General features: G+C 71.2%; 23 protein-coding genes and 1 tRNA gene. 10 read left to right on the top strand and 14 right to left on the bottom strand.

Annotated features, from left to right (window positions below; translation table 11 throughout):
- Nucleotides 1-726: 726 nt before the first annotated feature.
- From HNR22_RS32050 to HNR22_RS19625, 3 genes are read left to right on the top strand one after another with little or no spacing between them, the layout of a single operon-like run.
- Nucleotides 727-1,620 carry a class E sortase gene (locus tag HNR22_RS32050; RefSeq protein WP_425488066.1) on the top strand — a complete coding sequence of 298 codons (894 nt, stop codon included), beginning with the start codon at nt 727-729 and terminating at the stop codon, nt 1,618-1,620.
- Between the two features lie 4 nt (nt 1,621-1,624).
- On the top strand, nt 1,625-1,903 hold the full coding sequence (locus HNR22_RS19630) for a hypothetical protein (RefSeq protein WP_088950858.1): 279 nt from the start codon (nt 1,625-1,627) through the stop codon (nt 1,901-1,903).
- Nucleotides 1,904-1,905: 2 nt separating this feature from the next.
- Nucleotides 1,906-2,556, top strand: a complete 651-nt coding sequence (locus tag HNR22_RS19625) for an aminodeoxychorismate/anthranilate synthase component II (RefSeq protein ID WP_179781569.1) — start codon at nt 1,906-1,908, stop codon at nt 2,554-2,556.
- Between the two features lie 21 nt (nt 2,557-2,577).
- Here HNR22_RS19625 and HNR22_RS19620 read toward each other — a convergent pair whose 3' ends face one another.
- Genes HNR22_RS19620 through HNR22_RS19585 form a run of 8 tightly spaced genes read right to left on the bottom strand, consistent with a single transcriptional unit; the run spans nt 2,578 to nt 12,286 of the window.
- A complete protein-coding gene (locus HNR22_RS19620; RefSeq protein WP_179781568.1) occupies nt 2,578-3,270 on the bottom strand; it encodes a SanA/YdcF family protein in 693 nt (230 codons plus the stop codon).
- 20 nt (nt 3,271-3,290) lie between these two features.
- Nucleotides 3,291-5,108 (bottom strand): Stk1 family PASTA domain-containing Ser/Thr kinase, encoded by a 1,818-nt coding sequence (gene pknB, locus HNR22_RS19615; RefSeq protein ID WP_179781567.1) that lies wholly within the window; start codon nt 5,106-5,108, stop codon nt 3,291-3,293.
- Nucleotides 5,105-6,517 carry a serine/threonine-protein kinase gene (locus tag HNR22_RS19610; RefSeq protein ID WP_179781566.1) on the bottom strand — a complete coding sequence of 471 codons (1,413 nt, stop codon included), beginning with the start codon at nt 6,515-6,517 and terminating at the stop codon, nt 5,105-5,107. The genes pknB and HNR22_RS19610 overlap by 4 nt, the downstream gene beginning before the upstream one ends.
- Nucleotides 6,517-8,022 carry a penicillin-binding transpeptidase domain-containing protein gene (locus HNR22_RS19605; protein WP_179781565.1) on the bottom strand — a complete coding sequence of 502 codons (1,506 nt, stop codon included), beginning with the start codon at nt 8,020-8,022 and terminating at the stop codon, nt 6,517-6,519. The genes HNR22_RS19610 and HNR22_RS19605 overlap by 1 nt, the downstream gene beginning before the upstream one ends.
- On the bottom strand, nt 8,019-9,509 hold the full coding sequence (locus tag HNR22_RS19600) for an FtsW/RodA/SpoVE family cell cycle protein (RefSeq protein ID WP_179781564.1): 1,491 nt from the start codon (nt 9,507-9,509) through the stop codon (nt 8,019-8,021). The genes HNR22_RS19605 and HNR22_RS19600 overlap by 4 nt, the downstream gene beginning before the upstream one ends.
- Before the next feature lie 30 nt (nt 9,510-9,539).
- A complete protein-coding gene (locus tag HNR22_RS19595; protein ID WP_179781563.1) occupies nt 9,540-11,009 on the bottom strand; it encodes a PP2C family protein-serine/threonine phosphatase in 1,470 nt (489 codons plus the stop codon).
- A complete protein-coding gene (locus HNR22_RS19590; protein WP_088950851.1) occupies nt 11,006-11,491 on the bottom strand; it encodes an FHA domain-containing protein FhaB/FipA in 486 nt (161 codons plus the stop codon). Before HNR22_RS19590 ends, HNR22_RS19595 begins: the two co-directional genes overlap by 4 nt.
- Nucleotides 11,492-11,497: 6 nt before the next feature.
- Nucleotides 11,498-12,286: an FHA domain-containing protein gene (locus HNR22_RS19585; RefSeq protein ID WP_007454122.1), complete on the bottom strand. Its 789-nt coding sequence runs from the start codon at nt 12,284-12,286 to the stop codon at nt 11,498-11,500.
- A 207-nt stretch (nt 12,287-12,493) separates the two neighbouring features.
- On the opposite strand from HNR22_RS19585, the gene HNR22_RS19580 reads away from it, so the two are divergent.
- The 3 genes from HNR22_RS19580 (at nt 12,494) to HNR22_RS19570 (ending at nt 14,565) form a co-directional block, all read left to right on the top strand.
- Nucleotides 12,494-12,579: transfer RNA gene (locus HNR22_RS19580), tRNA-Leu, on the top strand.
- A gap of 64 nt (nt 12,580-12,643) precedes the next feature.
- Nucleotides 12,644-13,759, top strand: a complete 1,116-nt coding sequence (locus tag HNR22_RS19575; RefSeq protein WP_179781562.1) for an NAD-dependent epimerase/dehydratase family protein — start codon at nt 12,644-12,646, stop codon at nt 13,757-13,759.
- The gene (locus tag HNR22_RS19570) at nt 13,756-14,565 is read left to right on the top strand and encodes a WecB/TagA/CpsF family glycosyltransferase (protein ID WP_425488065.1); all 810 of its coding nucleotides are present in this window, start codon (nt 13,756-13,758) and stop codon (nt 14,563-14,565) included. The genes HNR22_RS19575 and HNR22_RS19570 overlap by 4 nt, the downstream gene beginning before the upstream one ends.
- A gap of 64 nt (nt 14,566-14,629) precedes the next feature.
- On the opposite strand, the gene HNR22_RS19565 is transcribed toward HNR22_RS19570, so the two are convergent.
- Entirely contained in the window at nt 14,630-16,186 is a 1,557-nt protein-coding gene (locus HNR22_RS19565; RefSeq protein WP_179781560.1) for a S8 family peptidase, read from the bottom strand.
- Nucleotides 16,187-16,403: 217 nt separating this feature from the next.
- Here HNR22_RS19565 and HNR22_RS19560 point away from each other — a divergent pair, with 217 nt between their 5' ends.
- Entirely contained in the window at nt 16,404-17,003 is a 600-nt protein-coding gene (locus HNR22_RS19560; protein WP_179781559.1) for a hypothetical protein, read from the top strand.
- Here HNR22_RS19560 and HNR22_RS19555 read toward each other — a convergent pair.
- The 3 genes from HNR22_RS19555 to HNR22_RS19545 form a co-directional block, all read right to left on the bottom strand.
- Nucleotides 16,971-17,369 carry a hypothetical protein gene (locus HNR22_RS19555; RefSeq protein WP_179781558.1) on the bottom strand — a complete coding sequence of 133 codons (399 nt, stop codon included), beginning with the start codon at nt 17,367-17,369 and terminating at the stop codon, nt 16,971-16,973. The two genes, HNR22_RS19560 and HNR22_RS19555, sit on opposite strands and share 33 nt — an antisense overlap.
- A gap of 215 nt (nt 17,370-17,584) precedes the next feature.
- Nucleotides 17,585-17,806, bottom strand: a complete 222-nt coding sequence (locus tag HNR22_RS19550; RefSeq protein ID WP_088950846.1) for a DUF397 domain-containing protein — start codon at nt 17,804-17,806, stop codon at nt 17,585-17,587.
- On the bottom strand, nt 17,782-18,657 hold the full coding sequence (locus HNR22_RS19545) for a helix-turn-helix domain-containing protein (protein ID WP_088950845.1): 876 nt from the start codon (nt 18,655-18,657) through the stop codon (nt 17,782-17,784). The genes HNR22_RS19550 and HNR22_RS19545 overlap by 25 nt, the downstream gene beginning before the upstream one ends.
- A gap of 626 nt (nt 18,658-19,283) precedes the next feature.
- On the opposite strand from HNR22_RS19545, the gene HNR22_RS19540 reads away from it, so the two are divergent.
- Together HNR22_RS19540 and HNR22_RS19535 are read left to right on the top strand one after the other, a co-directional pair.
- Nucleotides 19,284-19,568, top strand: coding sequence for a hypothetical protein (locus HNR22_RS19540; RefSeq protein WP_179781557.1), 285 nt, complete (start codon nt 19,284-19,286; stop codon nt 19,566-19,568).
- Nucleotides 19,569-19,666: 98 nt separating this feature from the next.
- Nucleotides 19,667-20,128, top strand: a complete 462-nt coding sequence (locus HNR22_RS19535) for a hypothetical protein (RefSeq protein ID WP_179781556.1) — start codon at nt 19,667-19,669, stop codon at nt 20,126-20,128.
- Between the two features lie 7 nt (nt 20,129-20,135).
- Here the strand turns inward: HNR22_RS19535 and HNR22_RS19530 are convergent, their stop codons facing one another.
- The gene (locus tag HNR22_RS19530) at nt 20,136-21,020 is read right to left on the bottom strand and encodes a PASTA domain-containing protein (protein WP_179781555.1); all 885 of its coding nucleotides are present in this window, start codon (nt 21,018-21,020) and stop codon (nt 20,136-20,138) included.
- 178 nt (nt 21,021-21,198) lie between these two features.
- On the bottom strand, nt 21,199-21,894 hold the full coding sequence (locus HNR22_RS19525) for a PASTA domain-containing protein (RefSeq protein ID WP_179781554.1): 696 nt from the start codon (nt 21,892-21,894) through the stop codon (nt 21,199-21,201).
- A gap of 122 nt (nt 21,895-22,016) precedes the next feature.
- Between HNR22_RS19525 and HNR22_RS19520 the strand changes: the two genes are divergently transcribed.
- Nucleotides 22,017-23,399 carry a hypothetical protein gene (locus HNR22_RS19520; protein ID WP_179781553.1) on the top strand — a complete coding sequence of 461 codons (1,383 nt, stop codon included), beginning with the start codon at nt 22,017-22,019 and terminating at the stop codon, nt 23,397-23,399.
- The last annotated feature ends 71 nt before the right edge of the window (nt 23,400-23,470 follow it).

Below are 23,470 nucleotides of genomic sequence, written 5' to 3'. Positions count from 1 at the left end.
CCAGAGCCGCTACGCGCCGCCGGGCCTCCTCGGGACGACCGGCCTGCTGTGCCGCCGCCTGGCCGCACCGATGATCCCGGACGTGTCGACCATCCGGGACGACCGGGCGCCAGCCGACCCGACCCGGCCCCGGGTCGCCCAGGTGTCGAAGCGCCCCCGCCCTGGCCGGGCAACGCGGCGCACAGGCCGAGCCCGCACGGTGGGGCCGGTCTGCCCCCTTCGGCGCCCCCCGGCCCACCGCCGACCCCGACCAACCAGGGCCCGATTCGGCCCGCTGCCCCCGGCAGCGCCCCGACCCGACCTTCCTGGCCCAGCGCCTCGTCCACCCGACCGGCCGGAGCCGCCTCCACCCCGCCACCGGCGACCGGGGACCGGCCGGGTGCGGCCCCGACCAGCCCGGGCGCTGCCGGCGGGCCAACCCACCCGACCTCGGGCGCGCCGGGCCGGCCTGCCCCGTCCGGCCCCTCGACCCCGCCGGTTGCCGATTCGCCGACCGCGTTCATACCCCAGGTCCCCGCACGCCCCACCGGCTCCCCGGCCGTGCCGATCTCACCGGCCGCCCCCGGCCGCGTGTCGGCAGCCGGCCAGGACAACTTCTTTCCGACCGGGCCGGGCCGTGTCCCGCCAGCCGGGCCCGGTCGGGTCCCTCCCCCTGGGCCGGGCCGTGTCCCTCCCGCCGGGTCGGATCGCGCCGTCGACCCTGCCGCCACCGCCTTGATCCCGACGGTGCCCGCCACACCCGCCACCCGGCCGCCGGCCATGGACTCGACGCAGCTGATGGGTGCCGTGCCCCGCGCCTCGGTCCCCGACGAAGAGACCGGCGGCGGCGACAACCCCGCCGAGCCTCCTCGACCCCGGCGCGGCGAACGGGTCGTCCAACTCCGGCCACACCAGACCGGCGAGGGCTACAAGAGCGTCTACTCCGAGCTGACCCGGCCGTCGCTCGGCTCCCGGATCCGCACCGGCATCCGCGTCACCGGCGAGGTCCTGATCACCTTCGGCCTCGTCGTGCTGCTCTTCGCCGGCTACGAAGTCTGGGGCAAGTCGGCCATCGTCGACGCCCACCAGAACGACCTCAACAGCCAACTCGCGCAGGAGTGGGGCCCGACCGACGACCCGACGGTGGCTCCGTCGGTCGGCCCGAGCGTCAAACCGTCTCCACCGGTACGCGGCAAGCCGCTCGCGGGCCTCTACATCCCCAAGCTCGACAAGAACTGGGTCGTGGTCGAGGGCGTCACCCAACAGGACATCCGCTACGCCCCGGGCCACTACCCGGCCAGTGCGCTGCCCGGCCAGGTGGGCAACTTCTCCGTCGCCGGCCACCGCAACCGGGCCACTTTCTGGCGACTGGACGAGCTCAATGACGGCGATGCGATCGTCGTCGAGAGCAAGACCGACTGGTACGTCTACCGGGTGTCGCAGTCGCGGATCGTCCGGCCCACACAGGTGGAAGTGGTGGCACCGGTGCCCGGCGATCCGGACAAGAAGCCGACCAAGCGGATGCTCACCCTGACCACGTGCAACCCGAAGTTCGACAACTACCAGCGCCTGATCATCCACGCCGAACTGGACCGCACCCAACCCAAGTCAGCGGGCCGCCCGGCGGAGCTGGGAGGCTGATCCGATGTACGCGTTCATCTGGCGCAAGCTGCCCTTCGGCCTGGTCGGAAAGCTGACCGGCTCGGTGCTCCTGGTGGCCGCCACGGTGGCCCTGCTCTGGTATGTCGCCTTCCCGTGGGCCGAGCCCCTGCTGCCCTTCGACGACGTGCAGGTCGAGTCCGGCGTTCCCGCGGAGTCGGGCGACAACGCCCCGGTGACCGGTGACACCCCGGCCGGTGACGAGCACGAGCTGCCGTACGACACCGACCAGAACAACCCCGTGCCGTCCTCCCCGAGCAGGTGACCATGCGGGTTCTGGTGATCGACAACTACGACTCGTTCGTCTTCAACCTCGTGCAGTACCTTGGCCAGCTCGGCGTGGACTGCGAGGTCCGCCGCAACGACGAGATCGACGTCGCGGAGGTGGGCAAGGTCGGCGCGGACGGCATCCTGCTCTCACCGGGGCCGGGCAGCCCCGACCGCGCCGGCATCTGCCTGGACGTCATCCGGGAGTACGCGGGCGAGCTGCCCATCTTCGGCGTCTGCCTCGGCCACCAGGCGATCGGCGAGGCGTTCGGGGCTACCGTGACCCGCGCCCCCGAGCTGCTGCACGGCAAGACCTCCGAGGTGCGGCACAACTCGGTGGGCGTCCTCGCCGGCCTGCCCGACCCGTTCACCGCCACCCGGTACCACTCGCTCGCCGTGCTCCCCGAGACGCTCCCCGACGAGCTGGAGGTGACCGGCTGGACCGGCTCCGGCGTGGTGATGGCGATGCGGCACCGCACGCTGCCCATCGAGGGTGTCCAGTTCCACCCGGAGTCGGTGCTCACCGAGGGCGGCCACCTGATGCTGGCCAACTGGGTGGCGGGTTGCGGTCACCCGGAGGCGCTGGAGCGGGCACCCGCGCTCGCCGCCGAGGTCGACGCCCGCCGCCGGGCCGCATTCGCCACCAGCTGAGGCTCCGCCGTCCGGGCCTGCTCAGCTCCGCAGCGCGTTCTGGACCGCCGGGTCAGCGGGCGAGCGGACCGCCGGGGCGCGACCCCGGAGCGCGTCCCACGCCGCCTTGCCACTGGCGAAGTAGTCCCGGACCGACTTCTCGGCCAGCAGGGCTGGGCCGCAACCGTCGCACCGGGCGACCACCCCGTCGACGTCGAGGCCGAGATGTCGACACAACGTCACCGCCCGGGACAGGTGGTAGGACTGGGTCACGATCAGGGCCCGCTCGACGCCGTACACCTCGCGCGCGCGGGCGCAGCTGTCGTAGGTGTCCAGACCGTACGGGTCGGCCACGACGCGACGTGGGTCGACGCCGCGCTCGGTGAGGTACGACGTCATCACGGCCGGCTCGTCACCCGATGTGCCACCGCCGTCGCCGGAAACGAGGACGACAGTGGCCCGTCCACTGGTCACCAGTGCGGCGGCGGTCTCCAGGCGACCGGCGAGCCGATCACCTGGCCGCTGCCGATCGGCCGACACGGCGGTGCCGAGGACGATCACCACGTCGGCGGACGGCGCATCCGCCTCGTCGTGCACGTGGCCGCGCGCGGCGAAGGTCGTCCACAGCCACGGAAGGCTCGCGAGAACCAGCACGGCGACGGCCACGACGGACAGGCGTCGAAGGCGACGCGGCCGTCCGCGCACGGGAGCGCCGGAAGGCTCCACGTCGGTCATACCGGCTTCGAAACCCTGATCTAGTTCTCGGGAAGCCGGCCCGGCGGGGGCGGGAACGGCAGACCGACGCCGCCGCCGTTGCCGGGAGTGGTCGGCGTGGCCGTCGGTGTGCCGGACGGCGTCACGGTGGGCGTCGGGTCGACGACCTTCTCCGGGATGCCGATCTCGATGGTCACGGTCTTGTCCTTGGCCAGTTCGGTGCCCGCGTTCGGGCTCTGCTTCTGGACCCGGCCGGCCTGGTCGGCCGGCACCTCGTCACCGTCCCGGAACTCGACCTTGTAACCCGCCTCGCGGAGCTCCTGGGCGGCCTCGTCCCGGGTGGAGTTGACCACGTTGGGCACCTTGTTGACGTTGCCCCTGGAGACCTCGACGATCACCTTGCTGTCCTGCGGGACGGTGGTCCCCGACGGCGGGGTGACCTTGAGGACGGTGCCCTTGGCCGCGGGGTTGTCCACCGACTTGTCCTGGACCACCAACCCCAGATTCTCGAGCTGAGGCTTGACGTTCTCGAGCTGGGAATTGATCAGACCAGCGGGGATCTTCACGTCGGGCTTGCCGCCGCAGAGCTGGATGGTCACCGTGCTTGCCTGCTTCAACCGTGTGCCCGGCTCAGGATTCTGCTTGGCGACGGTGTTCTTCGTGCAGTCGTTGGCCAGGACGGGGTCGCCCACCTGCGGTTGAAGCTCGGCGCCGCGGATCGCGGCGACCGCGGCGGCCTGGTCCTTGCCGACCAGGGTCGGCACCGACTTGTTGGCCTTGCCCTGCTGCTGGCTCCAGAGCAGGGCCGCGACCAGCGCGATCACCGCCAGCACGCCGACCGCGCTGAACGTCGCGATCAGCCAGGAGGACGCCTTGCGTTGACGCGGGTCGCCCACCCGGGCCATCTGCCCGGTCTGCGGCCCAGCGGTGGGAGCCGGGTAACCGCCCCGGCCGCCGGCAGGGGCCATCGCGACCGTCTCCGCCTCGCTCATGACCGGGGTGGCCAGCACGGGCCGGCCGGCGGCGGCACGGAGCAGGTCGGCCCGCATCTCGCCAGCGCTCTGGTAGCGGTTGAGCGGGTTCTTCGACAGCGCCTTCAGGACGATCGCGTCGATCGCCGGGGTGACGTCCGGGTTGATGTCGCTCGGCGTCGGCGGCGTCTCCCGTACGTGCTGGTAGGCGACGCTGACCGGGCTGTCCCCGACGAACGGCGGGTGCCCGCAGACCAGCTCGAAGAGCACACAGCCGGCCGCGTACACGTCGGAGCGGGCATCGACGGCCTCGCCGCGCGCCTGCTCCGGGGACAGGTACTGCGCCGTGCCGATCACCGCGCTGGTCTGCGTCATGGTGGTCGCACCGCTGGCGAGCGCGCGGGCGATGCCGAAGTCCATCACCTTGACCTGGCCGGTCTGGGTGAGCATCACGTTGCCCGGCTTGATGTCGCGGTGGATGATGCCGTGCCGGTGGCTGAATTCCAGGGCCGCGCACATGTCGGCGCAGATCTCCAACGCCCGGCGCGGCTGCAACCGCCCCTCGGCGCCGAGGACCTCCTTCAAGGTCCGCCCGTTGACGAACTCCATCACGATGAACGGCAGTGTCTCGCCGGTCGGCGCGGTCTCCTCGCCGGTGTCGTAGACCGCCACGATCGCCGGGTGGTTGAGCGAGGCGGCGTTCTGCGCCTCCCGACGGAATCGCATCTGGAACGTCGCGTCCCGGGCCAGGTCGGTACGGAGCATCTTGATCGCGACGTCCCGACCGAGCCGGAGGTCGCGACCGCGGTGCACCTCGGCCATGCCGCCGTAGCCGAGCAGCTCGCCGACCTGGTACCTGCCACCGAGCAGGCGGGCCTGCGCTGTCATCGCGTCTGTCGTCCTTCGCTCGTCGTCGTCCCGCCGTTGCCCGGCTGGAGTCGTACCTCCCGACGGTACGACGTTCGGGTCGGATCGTCGCGCCCGTCGAGTCGTAGCGCGCCGGACGTCACGGCACGTGGAGTCATCCCGGCGTGTTCACCGGCCTGCGACTGCTTCCGCAGGTTGTAGGAAATCACGCCGGAGCAGAGTAGGACCAGCACGGCCAGCAGGATGGCCAGAAGGACCATCCCCGGCCGGGACCGGCGGGGACCGGGCGACGGCACCGACGGGCCGGCCTGCCGGACGTACGCCGGTGGGTGTTCCTGGCGGGACGGTGCCGACGGCACCGAGGCGGCACCGCGCGGATATCCGTTCGGTGCCATCGGCGGCCGGGCTGGCTGGACTGCCGGCGCGACGGCGGTGGGGCGCGGCTGCTGCTGGGCTGGCACGACCGCTGTCGGCCTCGGCCCGGCGGCGGATGGGCGGGCACCTGGAGGACGCATCTGGTGCGCCTGCGGCACCTGGGCCCGGCCGGGCGCGGCGGGCGAAGCCGGCGCCGCGGAGACCGGCCCGGAGTTGCCACCGGCCCGGGCCTGCTGGGAGAGCGTGACCTTGAGCTGGCGGGCGACCCCGGCGAGTGCGGCGGCGCTCGGCCACCGGGCGGCCGGGTCCTTGGCCAGGGCCCGTTCCACCACCTGACGCACCTGCGGCGGGATGTCGGCGGGCAACGGTCGGGGCTTCTCCCGCACGTGCTGCATCGCGATGTCGAGCGGGTTGTCGCCCTCGAACGGGCGCCGACCGGCCAGGCACTGGTAGGCGACAACGCCGAGCGCGTACACATCGGATGCCGGGGTCGCCACACCGCCGGTGGCCTGCTCAGGCGAGATGTACGAGGCGGTGCCGAGCACCGAGCCGGCGGCGGTGAGCTGACCGACGAGGTCGGAGCGGGCGATGCCGAAGTCGGTCAGCACCAGCGTGCCGTTCGGCCGGACCAACAGGTTGCCCGGCTTCACGTCGCGGTGCACGATGCCCTTCTCGTGCGCCGCGTGCAACGCGTCCGCGGCCTGCGCGACGAGGGCCATCGTCCGGGCCGGGGTGAGCCGGCCGACCCGGCTCAGCGTGGACGACAGGGCGTCGCCCTCGACGTACTCCATGACCAGGAACGCGATCTGCTGGTCGTTGCCGAAGTCGTAGACGTCGACCACGCCGGGGTGGTTGATGGTGGCCATGGTGCGAGCCTCACCGCGGAACCGCTCGGCGAAGTCCGGGTCGTCGAGCAGGGCGGGGAGCAGGCTCTTGACCGCGACCGTCCGGCCGAGCACCTGGTCGGTGCCGCGCCAGACGTCGCCCATGCCGCCGCTGGCGATCCGCTCGTCGAGACGGTAGCGGTTGCCGAGCTGAACGCCGGGGCTCAGCATCAGCGACCCCCGGGGTCGGCGATGGCGGCCCGCATGACCTGGCCGGCGATCCGGGCCGCCTCGGCGCTGCCGCCGGAGCCGGCCTGCTCCAACATCACGCAGACCGCGGAGACCGGCGTGCCGTTCTTGTCCAGCGCGAAGCCGATGAACCAACCGTGGTCGGGCCGGTCCGGAGCGGACTGCGCGGTGCCGGTCTTGCCACCGACCGTGTAACCGTTGATCGCGGCCTTCCGCCCGGTGCCGTTCTCCACCACGCTGACCATCATCTCGCGCAGGTCGGTAGCGACCTGCGCGTCGACCGGCTGGCGCAGCTCACGGGCCTTGGCGGTGTAGTAGCTGGTGGTCCGGTCCGGAGCGAGCAACTGCCGCACCAGGTACGGCCGCATCTGACTGCCGTTGTTGGCGACCGCACCGGCGATCATGGCGCCTTCGAGCGGGGTCATCGTGACGTTGTTCTGGCCGATCGAGGACTGGGCCAGCGCGGCCGGGTCGGTGCTGCCGTCGGGGTTCTGCATGTCCCCGGTCCGGCTGGGCTCCGTGCGCAGGCCTCCCTCGCCGAGCTGACCGACGGTGAGGTCCTCCTGCTCGAAGCCGAACTGCCGGGCCTTCTCCTTGATGGCGTCGGCGCCGAGCCGCACACCGAGCTGAGCGAAGCCGGTGTTGCACGACTCGGTGACCGCCTCCATCAGGGTCACCTTCGGCTCCGGGCAGATCGACGCAGCGGCGTTGCGGATCGGGCTGCCCGAGGTGGGCGGGGTGTAGCTCGAACCGGCCGGGATCTGGGTCGTCTTGCTGATCCCGTTCTCCAGCGCTGCCGCGGCGACCACGATCTTGAAGGTGGAGCCCGGCGGCAGCGTCTCGGAGAGCGCGCGGTTCTTCAACGGCTCGGCCGGGTCCTTCTCCAGCTTGTTGAACGCCGCAGTTGCCTCGGCGCCGTCGTGGCTGGCCAGCGGGTTCGGGTCGAAGCTGGGCATGGAAACCAGCGCCTGAACGGCGCCGGTACGCGGGTCGATGGCGATCACCGCGCCCTTCTTCGCCCCCACCTGGTTGTTGCCCAGCTGGTCGTACGCCACGTCCTGAGCCCGCTTCGAGAGCGTGAGCAGCACGTTGCCGCCACCGGTGTCGTCGCCGGTGAACATGTCCTTGAACCGGTCGCCGATCAGATTGTCGCTGGTGCCGGCCAGGAAGTCGTTCTCCACGCGCTCGATGCCGGTCTCGGCGAGGTTGACCGGCTTGTAGCCGAGCACGTGGGCGTACTTCGCGCCGCCCGGGTAGCTGCGCTGGAACTTCAGCTTGCCGGTGGTCTCCTTGCTGGTGGCCAGCGCAGTGCCACCAGCCTCGATGTTGCCGCGCTTGCTCTTGTAGTCGGCGACCTGGACCCGACCGTTGTAGTCGCTGGTGCGGTATTCGTCGGCCTTCTGGAACTGAACCCAGTTGAGGTTCGCGAAGAGCAGGCCGAACAGGACCATGACGACAACGCCGACGCGGCGCAGTGGTGCGTTCACGGCTTGATCACCTCCGTGGGAGCACCGTGCAGCTGCTCGGGCGGGCCACCGGCGGGTCGGGCAGCCTTGCTGGCGCTCCCGCCCACCGGCCGGCGGGCCCCGTCGGAGACCCGCAGCAGCACCGCGATGAGCAACCAGTTGGCCATCAACGACGAGCCACCGGCGGACAGGAACGGGGTGGTCTGACCGGTCAGCGGGATGAGCTTGCTGATCCCGCCGACGATCACGAAGACCTGGAGGCCGAGGGTGAACGCCAGACCGCCGGCGAGCAGCTTGCCGAACGAGTCCCGGACCGCGAGCGCGGCACGCAGCCCTCGCTCCACGATCAGCAGGTAGACGACCAGCAGCGCGGAGAGACCGAAGAGGCCGAGCTCCTCACCGAGGCCAGCGAAGATGAAGTCGTTCTGCACCTCGGGCAGGATCTCCGGCTGACCGCCGCCCGGCCCCGCACCGAAGAGCCCGCCCGTGCCAAGGGCGAGCAGCCCTTGGACGAGTTGGTAGCCCTTGTCGGTCGGGTCGGCGAACGGGTCCAGCCAGATCTCGGCACGCACGTAGAAGTTGGCGAACGGCCCGCCGACCGTCGAACCGAGGACGTAGGCGAGATAGGCGCCGCCGAAGAAGAGGACCAGGCCGATCAGCAGCCAGCTGACCCGTTCGGTGGCGATGTAGAGCGTCACCACGAACATGCCGAAGTAGAGCAGCGAGGTGCCCAGGTCCTTCTCGAAGACCAGGACGAGGAGGCTGACCAACCAGACGCCGACCACCGGGCCGAGGTCCCGTCCACGGGGGAAGTCGATGCCGAGGAAGCGTCGACTGGCCAGCGAGAGCACCTCGCGCTTGCGGACCAGGTAGTAGGCGAAGAACACCAGCAGCGCCAGCTTGGCGAACTCACCCGGCTGGATGGAGAAACCGCCCACCCGGACCCACAGCTTCGCACCGTTGATCTCGGAGATGCTGGCCGGCAGCACCGCCGGGAGCATCACCAGCACGATGCCGGCCAACCCCAGGGTGTACGCGTACCGGGAGATCGACCGGTGGTCGCGCATCAGGGCGAGCAGCCCGGCGGCGAGGATCACCGAGGCGAGCGTCCACGCGAGCTGCCGCCCCCCGATCCCGGCGAAGATGGCCAGGCTCTCGCGCTCGGGCACGGGGGCTTCGCCAAGGTCGATCCGACGCAGGAAACCCACCCCGAGCCCGTTGAGCAGGGCCACCGCCGGCAGCAGGGCCGGGTCGGCGAACGGGGCGAGGAACCGGATGACCAGGTGCAACCCGAGGAAGACCGCACCGAGCGCGGCTGCGGGCATCCAGAAGTCCGGGGTGACCGTGTCCAGCAGGTTCGCTTCGACGGTCGCCCCGTACGCGGCCACCAGCACCATCGCGAGCAGCAGCAGGGACAGCTCGGCGTTGCGGCGCGACCGCGCCAGGCGTACGCCGGACTGCTCGCCCGCGGTGGCGGGCGAGGGTGCCGGTGTGGCCGCTACGGTCACGGGTGGAGTCCTCTGGATCTCAGCCGACGCTCACTCAGGAGACCGGCAACCGGCCGGGTCGAGCGCCGGTGTGGCCGAATCGGAGGGCGTGACGTCGGGTGTGGTGGTCGGGCCGGTCGCACCGACGGCGTCGGTGGCACCGACGGTCGGGCTTGCGCTGACAACCCCGTTGGGGGTCACCGACGCATCGGCGCTCGGGCTGCCGTTCGGGGTCGGCGTCGTGCCGGTCGGCGGGGGCGTCGGAGTGCCGCCCACCGTGCCGGTCGGGTCGGGGGGGCAGAGCGGCTTCAGGTTGGGGTTGCTCGGGGTGTCGCTGGTCAGCTCGGCGAGCTGACGCTCGGCGTCCGGCTCGTTCTTGGCCCGGATGCCGACCTTGACGGTGTCCTGCGCGGCGACCGTGAGGTCGTCCAGTCGGGTGCCGCTGCGCCGGTGCACGGTGGAGAGGTCCATCCCGGCGATCTGACCCTGGACGCCACGGAAGACGGCGACCTGGCCCTCCTCGGTGGCTCCCACGTAGTACTGCCGCTGGGTGTACGTCCAGCCGCCGAAGGCTGCTCCGCCCACGATGATCAGCAGGGCCAGGGCCATGGCTGCGGTCCGCGCCGGGCGGCGCTTCGGCCGGTCCGATTCGTCGTCCGACGCTGCCGGCTCCTCCGGCGCGGGCGGGCGCGGCGCGGAGAGCGCCGATGCCCGTGCGGCCGGGGTCGAGTCGTCCGCGGAGGTCGCCATGCCCCGGTCGCGGGCGGCGGCGCCGCCGACGATCGGGGTCGCCTCGACGATGTCCTGATCCGTCGCGTCGGCGATGATCACCGTGATGTTGTCCGGACCGCCGCCGCGCAGCGCGAGTTGCACCAGCCGCTCGACGCACTTCTGCGGGTCGACATATTCCCGCAGGGTCTCGCCGATGGTTTCGGCGCTGACCACACCCGAGAGGCCGTCGGAGCAGATCAGGTACCGGTCGCCGGGCAGAACCTGGCGCACCGAGTACTCCGGGTCGATGTCCCGGCCGTCCAGCGCTCGGGTGAGCAGCGACCGCTGCGGGTGGCTGCTCGCCTCCTCGGCGCTGATCCGACCTTCGTCGACGAGCATCTGGACGTAGGTGTCGTCCTTGGTGATCTGCGCGAACTCGCCGTTACGCAGCAGGTAGGCCCGCGAGTCACCGATGTGGACCATTCCCAGCTTGCTGCCGGTGAAGAGGGTCGCCGTCAGTGTGGTGCCCATCCCCTCCAACTGCGGGTTGGCGTCCACCGTGTCGCGGAGTTGTTGGTTGGCGGTGCCCACGGCCGAACGCAACGCATCGACGAGGGCGTCCCCCGGGACGTCCTCGTCGAGCGGCGCCATGGCACCGATGACGATGTTGCTGGCGACGTCACCGGCGGCCATACCGCCCATGCCGTCGGCAACGGCGAGTAGCCGCGGCCCGGCGTAGACGGAGTCTTGATTGCCGTCTCGGATCAGACCGCGGTCGCTGTGGGCCGCATAGCGCAGGGTCAGAGTCATGGCCGTAATTCGAGGGAAGTGCGGCCGATCCGGATCGGCACGCCGAGGGGGACGGGGGTTGGTCCGGTGACCTTAGCGCGATCGAGGTACGTGCCGTTAGTCGAGCCAAGGTCCTCGACGTACCACTGCCCGTCACGTGGCACGAGCCGGGCGTGTCGCGCGGAGGCGTAGTCGTCGGTGATGACCAGGGTGGAGTCCTCGGCTCGACCGATGGTGATCTGCGCTTCACCCAGAGTGATCCTGGTGCCGGCCAGTTGCCCGGCCGTCACCACCATCTGGTGTGCCGCCCTACCCCGTTTCACCTTCGCCGGCTTCGCCCCCTGCCCGGTCGAGGCTCCGACCGCGCGTGGTGCGGCGACCAGACGACCGGACCGGGCGCCCGCGAAGAGATCCCGGCGGATCACGCCGACCACCGTGAACACGAAGATCCACAGCAGGATCAGGAACCCGAACCGGGCAACCGTGATGACCAGTTCCGGCAAGGCGGGTCAGCCGTCCACGCGGAAGGTCAGCGTCGTGGTGCCGAGCTGGACCATGTCACCGGGGTTCAGTGCGACGGCGGAGACCCGCTGCCCGTTGACCATGGTGCCGTTGGTCGACCCCAGATCGGTCAGCACGACCTGACCCCCGTCGAAATCCAGCCGGGCGTGTCGCCGGGAGATGCCGACGTCGGGCAGGCGCAGGTTGGCCTGGTCGCCGCGACCGATCACCGTCGACCCCATCTGGAGGGGGTAGGTGCGACCGTCGCCGGAGACCAGCCGCACATTGCGACCGCCACCGTGCCCAGGCGGGGGGCCGTAGCCACCGCCCTGGTCGTACGCGGGGTAGGCGGGCGGGCCGGCGTCGTAGCCGGGTGCCGACACCGGGGCGACCTCGCCGCCGGTGTAGACCTCGGCCGTGACACGGAACATGCCCGTGTCCAGGCCCTCGCCTCGCTCGATCTCGACGATCACGTCGCCGTAGACAGTCCAGGCCTGCTCGCCGATGAACTCCGCCTGCGACTGGGCCAACTCCTGGGCCAGCGCAGCGGCGTACGGCGCCAGCCGACTGTGGTCGAACGGCGAGAGATCGATCACGTAGCGGTTGGGCACCAACGTGCGCCCACCGGCCAGGATCGCCTTGTGCGCCTCGGCCTCCCGCTGCATGGCGTTGAGGATCTCCACGGGGTGGACCACCCCTTTGAAGACCTTGGCAAAGGCCCCTTCGACCAGGCCTTCCAGACGCTTCTCGAAGCGTTGCAGCACGCTCACCGGCTCCTCCTCGGGTCCCGAGGACATGATGGTATCCGGCCGGCGCGCGCGCAGCTCACACGCCGCTCGGCCGCCTGCTCTCGACCCGTTCGGAAGGGCCGGGACTGTCGTGCTAATCTTTCGTCCGCCACGAACGGTAACCGCTCGTGGCGAGCGCCAGGGACAGCGTAGTATTCCCGAGGCCCGCTGGAGACAGGGGGACCGGGGCGGCTACAGTGTTCCGGGTCGTGCCACGGGGATGTGGCGGAATGGCAGACGCGCACGGTTCAGGTCCGTGTGCCCGAAAGGGCGTGGGGGTTCAACTCCCCCCATCCCCACCACAGACGAGGGCTCCGCTTGATGCGGGGCCCTTCCGTCATATCGGGACGTGCCGGACGCCACGCTATGCTGCGATGGATTCTGCCTCCGATGGACCAGGAGTGGCGTGTGAGTGTCGCGTTGGTGACAGGGTCGGGTGGCCTGATCGGCTCCGAGGCGGTCCGGCACTTCGCCGGCCTCGGTCTGGACGTCGTCGGCATCGACAACGACATGCGCCGGTACTTCTTCGGCGAGGACGGCTCCACCTCGTGGAGCCTGGAGCGGCTCCGCCGTGACCTGGGCAACTCGTACACCCATTTCGCGGTGGACATCCGGGACCGCGACGGCCTGGAGCAGGTCTTCAAGAGGTACGGCTCGGACATCGCCGTGGTGATCCACAGCGCCGCCCAGCCGAGCCACGACTGGGCCGCCAAGGAGCCGTACACGGACTTCGACGTGAACGCCGGCGGCACTCTCAACATCCTGGAGAACACCCGCCTGCACGCGATCGACGCGCCGTTCATCCACTGCTCGACCAACAAGGTCTACGGCGACCGGCCCAACAGCCTGCCGCTGGTCGAGCTGGAGACACGGTACGAACTGCCCGAGGACCACCGCTGGCACCAGGGCATCACCGAAGAGATGTCGATCGACCACTCGCTGCACTCGGTCTTCGGCGCCTCCAAGGTCGCCGCGGACGTGATGGTCCAGGAGTACGGGCGCTACTTCGACATGAAGACCGCCTGCTTCCGGGGCGGCACGCTGACCGGCCCGGCCCACTCCGCGGCCGAGCTGCACGGGTTCCTGGCCTACCTGATGCGCTGCGTCATGGAGGGCCGCACATACAACCTGTACGGCTACAAGGGCAAGATGGTCCGCGACGCCATCCACTCGCGGGACGTGCTGACCGCGTTCGAGGCGTTCTTCCGGGCCCCGCGCTCCGCCGAGGTCTACAACCTCGGCGGCGGCCGGCACTCCAACACCTCCCACATCGAGGCGTTCCGGATCGCCGAGGAGATCACCGGCAACGAGGCACGGATCAACTACGTCGAGCAGAACCGCACCGGCGACCACCAGTGGTACGTCAGCAGCATGGCCCGGTTCGAGGAGCAGTACCCGGACTGGAAGATCACATACGACGTGCCGATGATCCTGCGCGAGATCTACGAGGCCAACGTCGGCAAATGGGTGCCCCAGTCATGACTACGCCACGGACCAAACGCAACGTCCTCGGTGTCCTGGTCGACGCCACCGACTACGCCACGGCGACCGATGCGGTGGTGACCGCGGCGCACGAGCGGCGCCCGCTCGCGCTGACCGCGCTGGCCGTGCACGGCGTGATGACCGGAGTGCTGGACCCGGCGCACAACGCGCGGCTCAACTCCTTCGACGTGGTCACTCCGGACGGGCAGCCGGTGCGCTGGGCGCTCAACCTGCTGCACCACGCCGGGCTCACCGACCGGGTCTACGGGCCGACGCTGACGCTGCACGTGCTGTCGCGCTTCGCCGACGAGGGCCTGCCGGTCTACCTGTACGGCTCGACCGAGGAAACCCTCGCCAGGTTGATCCCGGCACTGGAGCGGATGTTCCCGGCGCTGAAGATCGCCGGGGTGGAGCCGTCGAAGTTCCGTGCCGCCCAGCCCGGTGAGGATGCCGAGATCGCCGACCGGATCCGTTCCAGCGGTGCCCGGCTGGTCCTGGTGGGGCTCGGATGCCCGCGCCAGGAGGTCTTCGCGTACGCCATGCGACCGCTGCTCGACATGCCGCTGATGGCGGTCGGCGCGGCCTTCGACTACCACGCCGGGTTGCTCCGCCAGCCCCCGCCGTGGATGCAGCGCGCCGGCCTGGAGTGGTTCTGGCGTCTGGGTCTGGAGCCGAAGAGGCTCTGGCGCCGCTACGTCATCCTCAACCCGGCCTACCTGAGCCGGCTCACCGCGCAGAAGACGGGCCTGTGGAAGGCCCGCCCGCCGGCGCCGGCCACCGAAATGCCGGCCACCTTCTCGGTCTGACCCGATCCCTTACGGCACGAGGCCCCACCGGTCTTCCGGTGGGGCCTCGGCCGTGGGAGACCGGTCAGACGGTCAGGGTCCAGGTGTTGATGTAGCCGGTGTCGGCCGAGTAGGTGTCCCGCACCTGGAGCCGCCAAATGCCGTCGGCGGCCTCACCGGACACGTTGACCGTGTACGTGGCGTTCACGTTGTCGGCGCTGTCCGAGGTGCTGCTGTTCTTCAACCGGTACGCGCTGCCGTCCGGCGCGAGCAGGTCGATGACCAGGTCACCGCGGTAGGTGTGCACGATGTTCACCGCGACGGTGGAGGTCGACGAGGCGTTGCGTCCACAGCCGGAGATGGTGATCGAGCTGGTCACCGCGGCGCCGGCGTCCGGGATCGACACGTCGGAGCCGTTGGTGCCGGTGCAGCCGGTGGGCGGCGGCGGGGTGGTGCCGGTGCCCACGTTGAGCAACAGGTTCGGCGAACCCGAGCCGGGGTTGGAGACCACGTTGGGGGTCGCGTTGGCCACCAGTTGGTTGCGGACCTGCGCCGGGGTCCAGCCCGGGTTGGCGCTGGCCACCAGGGCCGCCGCTCCGACCACGTGGGGCGTGGCCATCGAGGTGCCGCTGATCGTGTTGGTGGCGGTGTTGCTGGTGTACCAGGCTGACGTGATCGACGAGCCGGGCGCGAAGATGTCCAGGCAGGTGCCGATGTTGGAGAACGACGAGCGGGCGTCCGTGTTGGTCGTCGAGCCGACCGTGATGGCTTCCGTGGTGCGCGCCGGTGAGGTGTTGCAGGCGTTCGCGCCGCTGTCGTTGCCGGCCGCCAGGCCGTACGTCACACCCGAGGCGATGGAGTTGCGGACGGCGTTGTCCAGCGAGGTGTTCGCGCCGCCGCCGAGGCTCATGTTGGCCACGGCCGGCTTGATCGCGTTCGCGGTGACCCAGTCGACACCGGCGATGACCCCGGCGTTCGTGCCACTGCCGGAGCAGTTCAGCACCCGTACGCCGACGAGCTGGACGGCCTTGGCCACCCCGTATGCGGAACCGCCGACGGTGCCGGCGACGTGCGTGCCGTGCCCGTTGCAGTCGTCGGCCGAGCCGCCGTCCACCGCGTCGTAGCCGGAGGTCGCCCGGCCACCGAAGTCGTTGTGGGAGAACCGGATGCCGGTGTCGATGATGTAGGCGTGCACGTTGCTCGCCGTGTTCGGGTAGGTGTAGGAGCTGTCCAGCGGCAGGTTGCGCTGATCGATCCGGTCCAGGCCCCAGGAGGGCGGGTTGGCCTGCGTTCCGGAGATCGACACAGTGTGGTTCTGCTCGACGTACGCCACCGCCGGGTCGGCCGCGATCCGCGCCGCCGCGCTCGCGCTGACCTTGACCTCGAAGCCGCGCAGCGCCGCGCCGTAGGTGCGGGCCAACGTGCCACCGTGGCGGCCGGAGAGCCGCTTCGCGGTGTCACCGACCCGGTCCCGGGCCACCGCGCTGTCCTTGAGTACGACGATGTAGCTGTCCGGCACGGCGGTGGCGCCGCCCGCGGCCCGGACCGCACCGGTGGGTTCGGCGGCCAGCGCTGGGGTGCCGACGGCCAGAATGGTCGCTGCGGCCACCCCGACCAGCACGGACCTTCGTGGAAGACCCATTTCCTACCTCCCTCCGACCGGCGGCGGAACGCGACCGCCAGTCCCCTGAATCAATCGACCATTGCCGATCCAGCTGAGGGTAGATCAGGGCCCAGGCAGTTGGACATGTCGAAACGTCCATAACTCCAGGAGGATGCCCCCTACGGGCACGACGTCCGGGGCGAACGGGGGACCGGCCCGGATTCGCCTCGCCGCGATCCGGGAAAGACTCTCGAACATGGAGAGTCAGCTCACCATCCTGCTTCCGGTCGCCGCCCTCTGGTTGGCCGCCGGCGTCGTTGCCGACGGCCTCCCTCGGCTGCACAACACCCGCGTGCTGCGCCGGCGTACCGGATGGTTGCTGGTGTTGACCCTCACCGGGGTGGCGCTCACCGCGGCCGTGCTCGGCGGCGGTCTGGTCAGCGCCGGCACCACGCCGGTCGACCGGGCCGCCGCCGGGCTCGGCCTGGCGGCCGGGCCGGCGCTCGTGGCCGCGGTCTGCTCGGTACGCCGGGTCCGCCGGCTGTGGGCCGGCGCGGGCGCCTTCGCCAGCGCGCCCGCGACACCCGCGCCGCACGGGCTGCGCGCCGCCGCGGCCCACCCGCTGCTCGGGCTGCCACTGCAGGTGACCGCCCTGGCCACAGTGCCTGCGGTGATCGCGGCGATCGGCACCGACCTCGGAGCCGATCCGGGTGTCACCGGGCCGGCGATCACCGTGGGCGCGCTCGCGGTGGCCGCCATCGCGGTCCGGCACGCGCTACGCCACAGCCGTCTCGCCGAGCGGGCCCAGCCCGACGTGCCACGGTCAACGCGGGCGACCAACCCCCTGCACGTATAGCAGCTCCAGGATTGCCCTGGTCGCCTCGAACCAACGGTCCAGCCAGTCCTGCGGGGGAGCACTGCCCTTCGGCGGCAACTCCATCAGGAGGCCACGCAGCAACGGATGATCGGCAAGGGAATCGGTGGACTCCATCGGCCAGCCGGCCGGCGGAAACGACGGCTCGATCAGCGGATTCGGGTCCAGCGAGGGCAGTGAGAGCGGCGGATCCGTCGACTCGGAGGATCCCTCCCGCCCGCTCAACTCCTGGTCCGTCGAAACCACCTCGGTCAGAACGGTGTCCCGACGGGCGCCGCGGTACTTGCCACCGAATCGTTCCGGCTTGGCCGGACCGTTGGTGAGATTGTCTGAACCGATCGTCGTCATCCGTCTCGCCTACTCGCTCGGTTGCGGGTCGGTGCGGCAGACCGTTGACCATCGCCGTACCGACCGGTTCAACGAGACGGGCGCGTTGTGGCGACGGGATTGCCAACGGAACCTCACCCACCACCCTCGCGAACCGACCTCCCACCAGGGCTTTTCCCCGGGCGCGGCAAAGTCCCCGTCCGGAGGACCGGACGGGGACTTCGTTGACCACTCGGTCAGGCCACGCCGAACGCACCGCCCCGGGTGCCGGCGACGAAGGCGTGCCAGTCACCCGGCGCGAAGACCAGGGCTGGGCCCGCCTTGTCCTTCGAGTCCCGCACTCCGACCGCCCCCGTCACGTATGCCACCTCCACGCAGTTGTCACAGTTCGGCCCGCTCTTCGAGCTCTTGAACCATGCTGCCTGCGCCAGGTTCACGGGGAACCCCTTGGTCGCCATTTCCACAACGGCTCCTCTGCCAGTTTTGCGATGTGTGCGACGGACTCCTCCGGACGTATGGCCGCAGCGCGGATGTGATCGAAGATGAAGCTGTACTTCTGTAGTTCGTCGCTCTTCTCGAGGAAAAGCCCACCCGTGGCGTTCTCCGCGTACACAACATCCGGATCACCGGGCTCAGGGAAGCTGAGGATCGTGAAAGTGCCGTCCATGCCGGCATGCGCACCAACCTCGAACGGCAGGATCTGCAGCGTCACGTTCGGCAACTCGGCCACCTCGACCAACCGCTTGAGCTGGCCGCGCATCACCTCGTCCCCGCCCACCGGCCGACTTACCACCGCCTCATCGAGCACCACCCACAGATCGACCGGATCGTCCTGGGTCAATAACGACTGACGGCCCAGACGGACACGCACCCTCTGGTGCACCTGATCAGGGGTGAAGTCCGGCCGAGCGGCGCGGATCATGGCGCTGGCGTACTCCTCGGTCTCCAGCAGACCCGGCACGACCTGCTGCTCGTACGCCCGGATCGAACTCGCCGCCGCCTCCAGCCCGACGTACGCGCCGACGAGCACCGTGCTGTACGGGTGCCACCAGCCCTTCTGGCGCGCCTCCCGGGCGATCTGCACGAGCTCGTCGCTCTCGGCACCGACCACCCCGTAGATCCGCAGCATGTCCCGCACGTCGCGAGGGGTGGCCGTGGTGTGGCCGGTCTCGATCCGGGAGACCTTCGAGGCGGAGCACTCCAACTGCTCGGCGACCACCTCGATGGTGATTCCGGCGGACTCCCGCTGGCGGCGTAGCTCGGCACCGAGCCGTCGCCGTCTGATGGTGGGACTGCGCCTCTCACTCATGGCGCAACCCGTGCGCCACTGGTCCCCGCCGCTGGCTGCTCGACCCCACTCGGGCTACCTCCGGTCACGCGCCACTGGGTGACACCCGCCGGGGGCGCGACCGTCGACCGGCGAGCGTTCGCGACGAAGGGGGGTGGTGCCGGTCCTCGGCCGGCCGCGACGGCGATACCGGCCCTCAGTGTGCCGTCCGGACGCGGATGGCTTCAATAGGCCTTTCGCGCGACACGCTCACGTATCGGCAAAAGTCGACGTGCAACTTGCATGAAGCACGTCCCTGATGCACTCTGTCCGTATGGCACGGATCACTCAGCGTCTCCGTCCGGTCCCTCGGAGTGGTGACCCCACCGAGCCGGGGAAGCCGGACACGACGCGGACCCGGCCGACGATACCCAGACCTGCTCCGGGGTGATGACCCCGCCGCTGCAAGCCGGCAAGCTGCGGCGGCGGGCGCGGTTCCCGGAAGCAGTCGGGTGGTGGTCGGGTGGCGGCACGTCACCAGCGGAGTACGGCCCGACCACCACCATCCGCACCACCGGTTCACGAGGCACGACCCCGTCACCGGCCGAGACGTCCCCCGTTCAGGCACCGCCGGCACCACGGCCGGCCGATCCTCCCCAGGAGCCCATGTGCTTCCCCGCACCGGTGACGTACTGCACGTGACTCGCGCGGCGAGTGTCCAGTTCCTCAGGCCCATCAAGTTCCGGGTGATCCGGTTGCTCGACTGGCCCACCTATGACGGCTGGCTCTGGCTCGACGGCTACGAATTGAACGCCGCGGGCGACGCGGTCAACCGACGCTCGATCTTCGTCCAGCGGGCCGGGCTGGAGCAGCTGCAGGCCGCCCCCGAGCCCCGTCCGCACACCGTGCGGGCCCGGCGGCCGGTCGCCCGTACCCCACTCCGGGTGGGCTGACCGACCCGATCCGCCGCCGGTGGGCGTGCCGTCGCCATAGAATCGGTACGCCCACCCCGGCACCGTTCCACCCGTACGTCCAGGACCCTGACCCTGGGATGGTCATGGTCAATCAGCCCGCCCTGCGGCGGCACCACCGCTCCCGTATCGCCTACGCATTCGGACTACTCGCCCTCCTCGGGGCGATGGCCACACTGCTGGTCCTCGTCCGCGACCCAGCGATGTCGTCCACCCGGCTGACCGCGCCGGTGCCCGCACCGGAGATCACCGTGGTCGACGTCGACCCTCCGTCCGACGAAGATCCATCGGTGCGCGACGACCCCGGCTGGATCGGCGCCGACGCTCGGAGCAGCCACGCCGGAGTTGCCGACCCGACCGCCCCGGTGGCCGGCCACGGCGCCGGCGGCCAGTCCGACGGGCGTCAGGAACTCACCGAAGCAGCTCCGTCCGGGCACACCGCGACGGACGTCCGCCGCTCCCTGTTCTGGTCCGGGATCTTCGGCCTCACCATCTCGCTGGCCGGCCTCGGCCTGGTCGGCACCCGCCGCCGGATGTGGTGACCACCGGTCACGGCGTGTTCGTCACCGTGGGGCGCGGCGTCGTCGGGCTCGCCCCGGTCGAGGGTCGGGCCTGGGAGATCACCAACAACACCTCGTCGTCGGTCGACACCGACGTGCCCGCCTCCGGCTCGGTGCCCACCACGGTCCCCGGCGGCAGTTCCGACGGCCGGTACACCACCCGGTGGGCGAGGCCGAGCCGGTCCAGCAACCCCTCGGCGGTGGCCTGCGGCAGGCCGGTGAGTGGCGGCACCGGCACCTCCTCCGGTGCCGTGGTGGTCGCCGAACTGCTCGGCGTCTCGCTGGTCGGCGCCGCCGAGGTCGGGGACGCGCTGGTCGGCGCGGCGCTGGTCGCGCTGGCGGACGGGAGCGACGGGGTTGACCCCGGGTCGTCGCGATCCTCCTCCCGGCTGGAGAGCACCAACCAGAGGGCTCCCCCGAGCAGGGCGACGAGCAGCAACGCGAGCACACCCCAGAGGATCGGCAGCCACCATCGCCGGCCACCCTGTTCCTCGACGTACCACTCCCCGGCGGGTTCCGCCGATCGTGGCGGCCGCACCTCGGCCCGTCCAGACCACGACGGCGGGGTCGGCGGCGGGCTCGGCGTCTCGGCGGGGAACCGCCTCGTCTGGTCGCTCGGCGCGCCCGACGGCGTACCGGCGGAACGATCGATCGGCATGGTCTGGTCCGGCGACAGGGCGGGGCCAGCCGGCTCGGTGCGGTCGATCGGCGCGGTCTCATCCGGAGCCGCAGGCCGAGTCATCGGTGCGGTCTCATCCGGCGCGGGGGCAGGTCGGGCCGGTTGCGGTGGTTCCGGCCGGTCGGCCGGTGGCAGAGGGCGGGTCCGGTCGTCGTCGTGCTCGCCGGCGGGAGGCTCCTGGCGGTCGTCGCTCATCGCTCGTCCCTTCCCGGACCGGACGGGCGTCATGGCCCTCGACCGTCAACCTAGCCGGCCGTAGCGCCATCGGTGGGGATCAGCGTGTCGCGTCGCGCCTGCTGCCGACCCGGACGCGGCATACCGATCCCCGGCGGAGCCGCGCAACCCGTCGCCGAGAATCAGCCCGCGTCCGAGGTCAGGGGGTGGGCTTCGTGGTCGGCTGTTCGGGGGCGTCCGCCCCACACCAGATGCTGACCTCGTCGTTCCAGCGGGCAGGGCCATCCTCGGCCGGCTCCTGCCGGGTGACCTTTCCGCTGCGTCCGCTGACGTAACGCGGGTAGAGGCCCTCGTCGATCAAGTCGTTGACGGCCTTGTCGCAGTTGTCCCCGACCACGTCCGGCACCTCGGCCGCTGGCGCCGGCCCGGACACCTGAAGTTGCACCGTCGTACCCCGGGTGACCTCGGTGCCGACGTCGGGTGAGGTGCTCTCGACCGTACGACCGGTGCCGCCACCGAAGACCAACCGCCAACCCAGCCGCTGCTTGCGCAACGCGTCCCGGGCCTGCACGAAGTCGGTGCCGATCACCGGTGGCACGGTCAGGCCCGCCCCCTTCGTCGCGGTGGCGGAGGTCCTGCCGGCCGACGGTGTGGCCCGGCCGGTGCTCGGCCGGGAAGCGGTGGCCCGGCTGGTCGGAGAAACGGTCGTTGCCACCGCCAACGGATCCCCCGAGGATGCGCCGTCCTCGTCGGCCAGCAGCCAACCGCCCGTCGCGCCGACCGCGGCCAGCAGCACCGCGGCCAGCCCACCGCCCAGCAGCACGCTGGCCCGGCCCGCGCCGCCGCCGTCCTGACCACCGACGGCATCCTGTCGGCCCGTGTTCGTGTCCGTCATACCGTCCACCGCCTCATCACCGGCGACCGTACCGCCCGCCGCCCAACCTGTTGCGCCGGGCCGTTCATACCGGCGGGTCGTGCGACTCGCCGCGCCGACGACGGGACGTTACGCTGCCCGGCATGGCCAGACAGGGCTGGGGAGTGTCGATCGCCACGGCGATCGGGGTCGCTGCCGGCGCGGGCGCCGCCCAACTGGGCTTCGGCTACGGGCTGGGCGTCATCACCTGGACGCCCACCGATGCCGGGGCCACCGACACCGCCTGGGCGGATGGTCTCGCCTGGGCGACCTGGCTCGCTGCCAGCTCAACGGTCCTCGGCGCGGTCTGCGCGCAGCGACTGCACCAACGCACCACACCGACGACAGCCGAGCCGCAGGTGACGGAGCCCGCCACCGTGCCGGAGCAGGCGACGCAGGGCGGCGGAGTTCCGCCTGCCACCGATGCCGCCGACCCGCAGACGAACCAGGTGACCACGCCCGACGACCGAGGTGGTCTGCTGCGCCGGGTTGCCCTCGCCCTCGGCGCCGGAGTCGGCGGCCTGGTGACGGTGCTGCTGATCGCCGTGCCCGCGCGGGTCGCGACCGGCGCGGACACCGGCGCACCGCAACGGACCGCCGCCGTCCAGGCGACGCTGGGCATCCTGCTGGGCGTACTCGTCGCGGTCTGGGCGCTCCGCTCCCGGGCAGCCGCGGTCAACGTGACCGCGACGGCCGCCTGGCTCTGGCTGCTCGCGGTGGTCTCGGTGATCGACGGGGTACGCGTCGGGCGAGGGCTGACCGGTGCTCAACTGGGCACCTGGCAGCTCGACCCGGACCACCCGCGGTACTGGATCGGTGACCAGCTCTACTGGCCCGGCGCGCTGCTGGCACTCGTACCCGCGCTGCTGATCGGTCTGCTGGCCGCCCGGCGGGCCGCCCGCCCGGCCGGGCACCGCGTCGGCGCGGCAGCCTCCGGCGCTGCCGGCCCGGTGCTCGTCGCGCTCGCCTACCTGACCACACTGCCGCACTGGTCGACGCTGGGCCCCGCACAGTTGTCCACCCAGCTGATCGCCCCGTACGCGGTGATTGCGGGGGTCGGCGGCTCGGTGCTGGCCGCCGTCCTCGCCGAGCGGGCCGAACGGCACCGGGCGGGACACCGCGGCGCGGCCTCGCCGCGTACGACCACCGGCCCGACCTCGACCGTTGAGCCCGAACCGACCCCGGCTACCGCCGGCGGGACGACTCCGACCACGCGGGCCACGCCCACTCCGGTCGCCGAAGCCGACTCCGCCCCACCGGCCCCCGAATCGTCGACCCGCACCGCAGGTCGGCGTGGCAGGGCCGACGCCGCACCGCAGGCAACCGAGGCAGGCTCCCCGCCGAACGAGGGTCCGACGCCCAGGGTGCCCGCACCACGCGTGAACCCGGACGTCCCGGTTGTCGCCCCATCCACCACGGAGGATCCGACGTCCAGCGCCCGGCGCACCCGCTCAGCCCGCCGCACCACCCGCCCCACGGCGGACTGAAAACCGCCCCACCCGGGCCTGCCCCACCCTGTTGACCATGAAGTTGTTGCCATCCCTCCCGGCGTGTCGTG

The organism is Micromonospora jinlongensis, assembly GCF_013410645.1.
GTDB lineage: Bacteria > Actinomycetota > Actinomycetes > Mycobacteriales > Micromonosporaceae > Micromonospora > Micromonospora zamorensis.
Note: the sequence above shows the minus strand (reverse complement) of the source record. Positions and strands in the feature narration are given on the sequence as shown.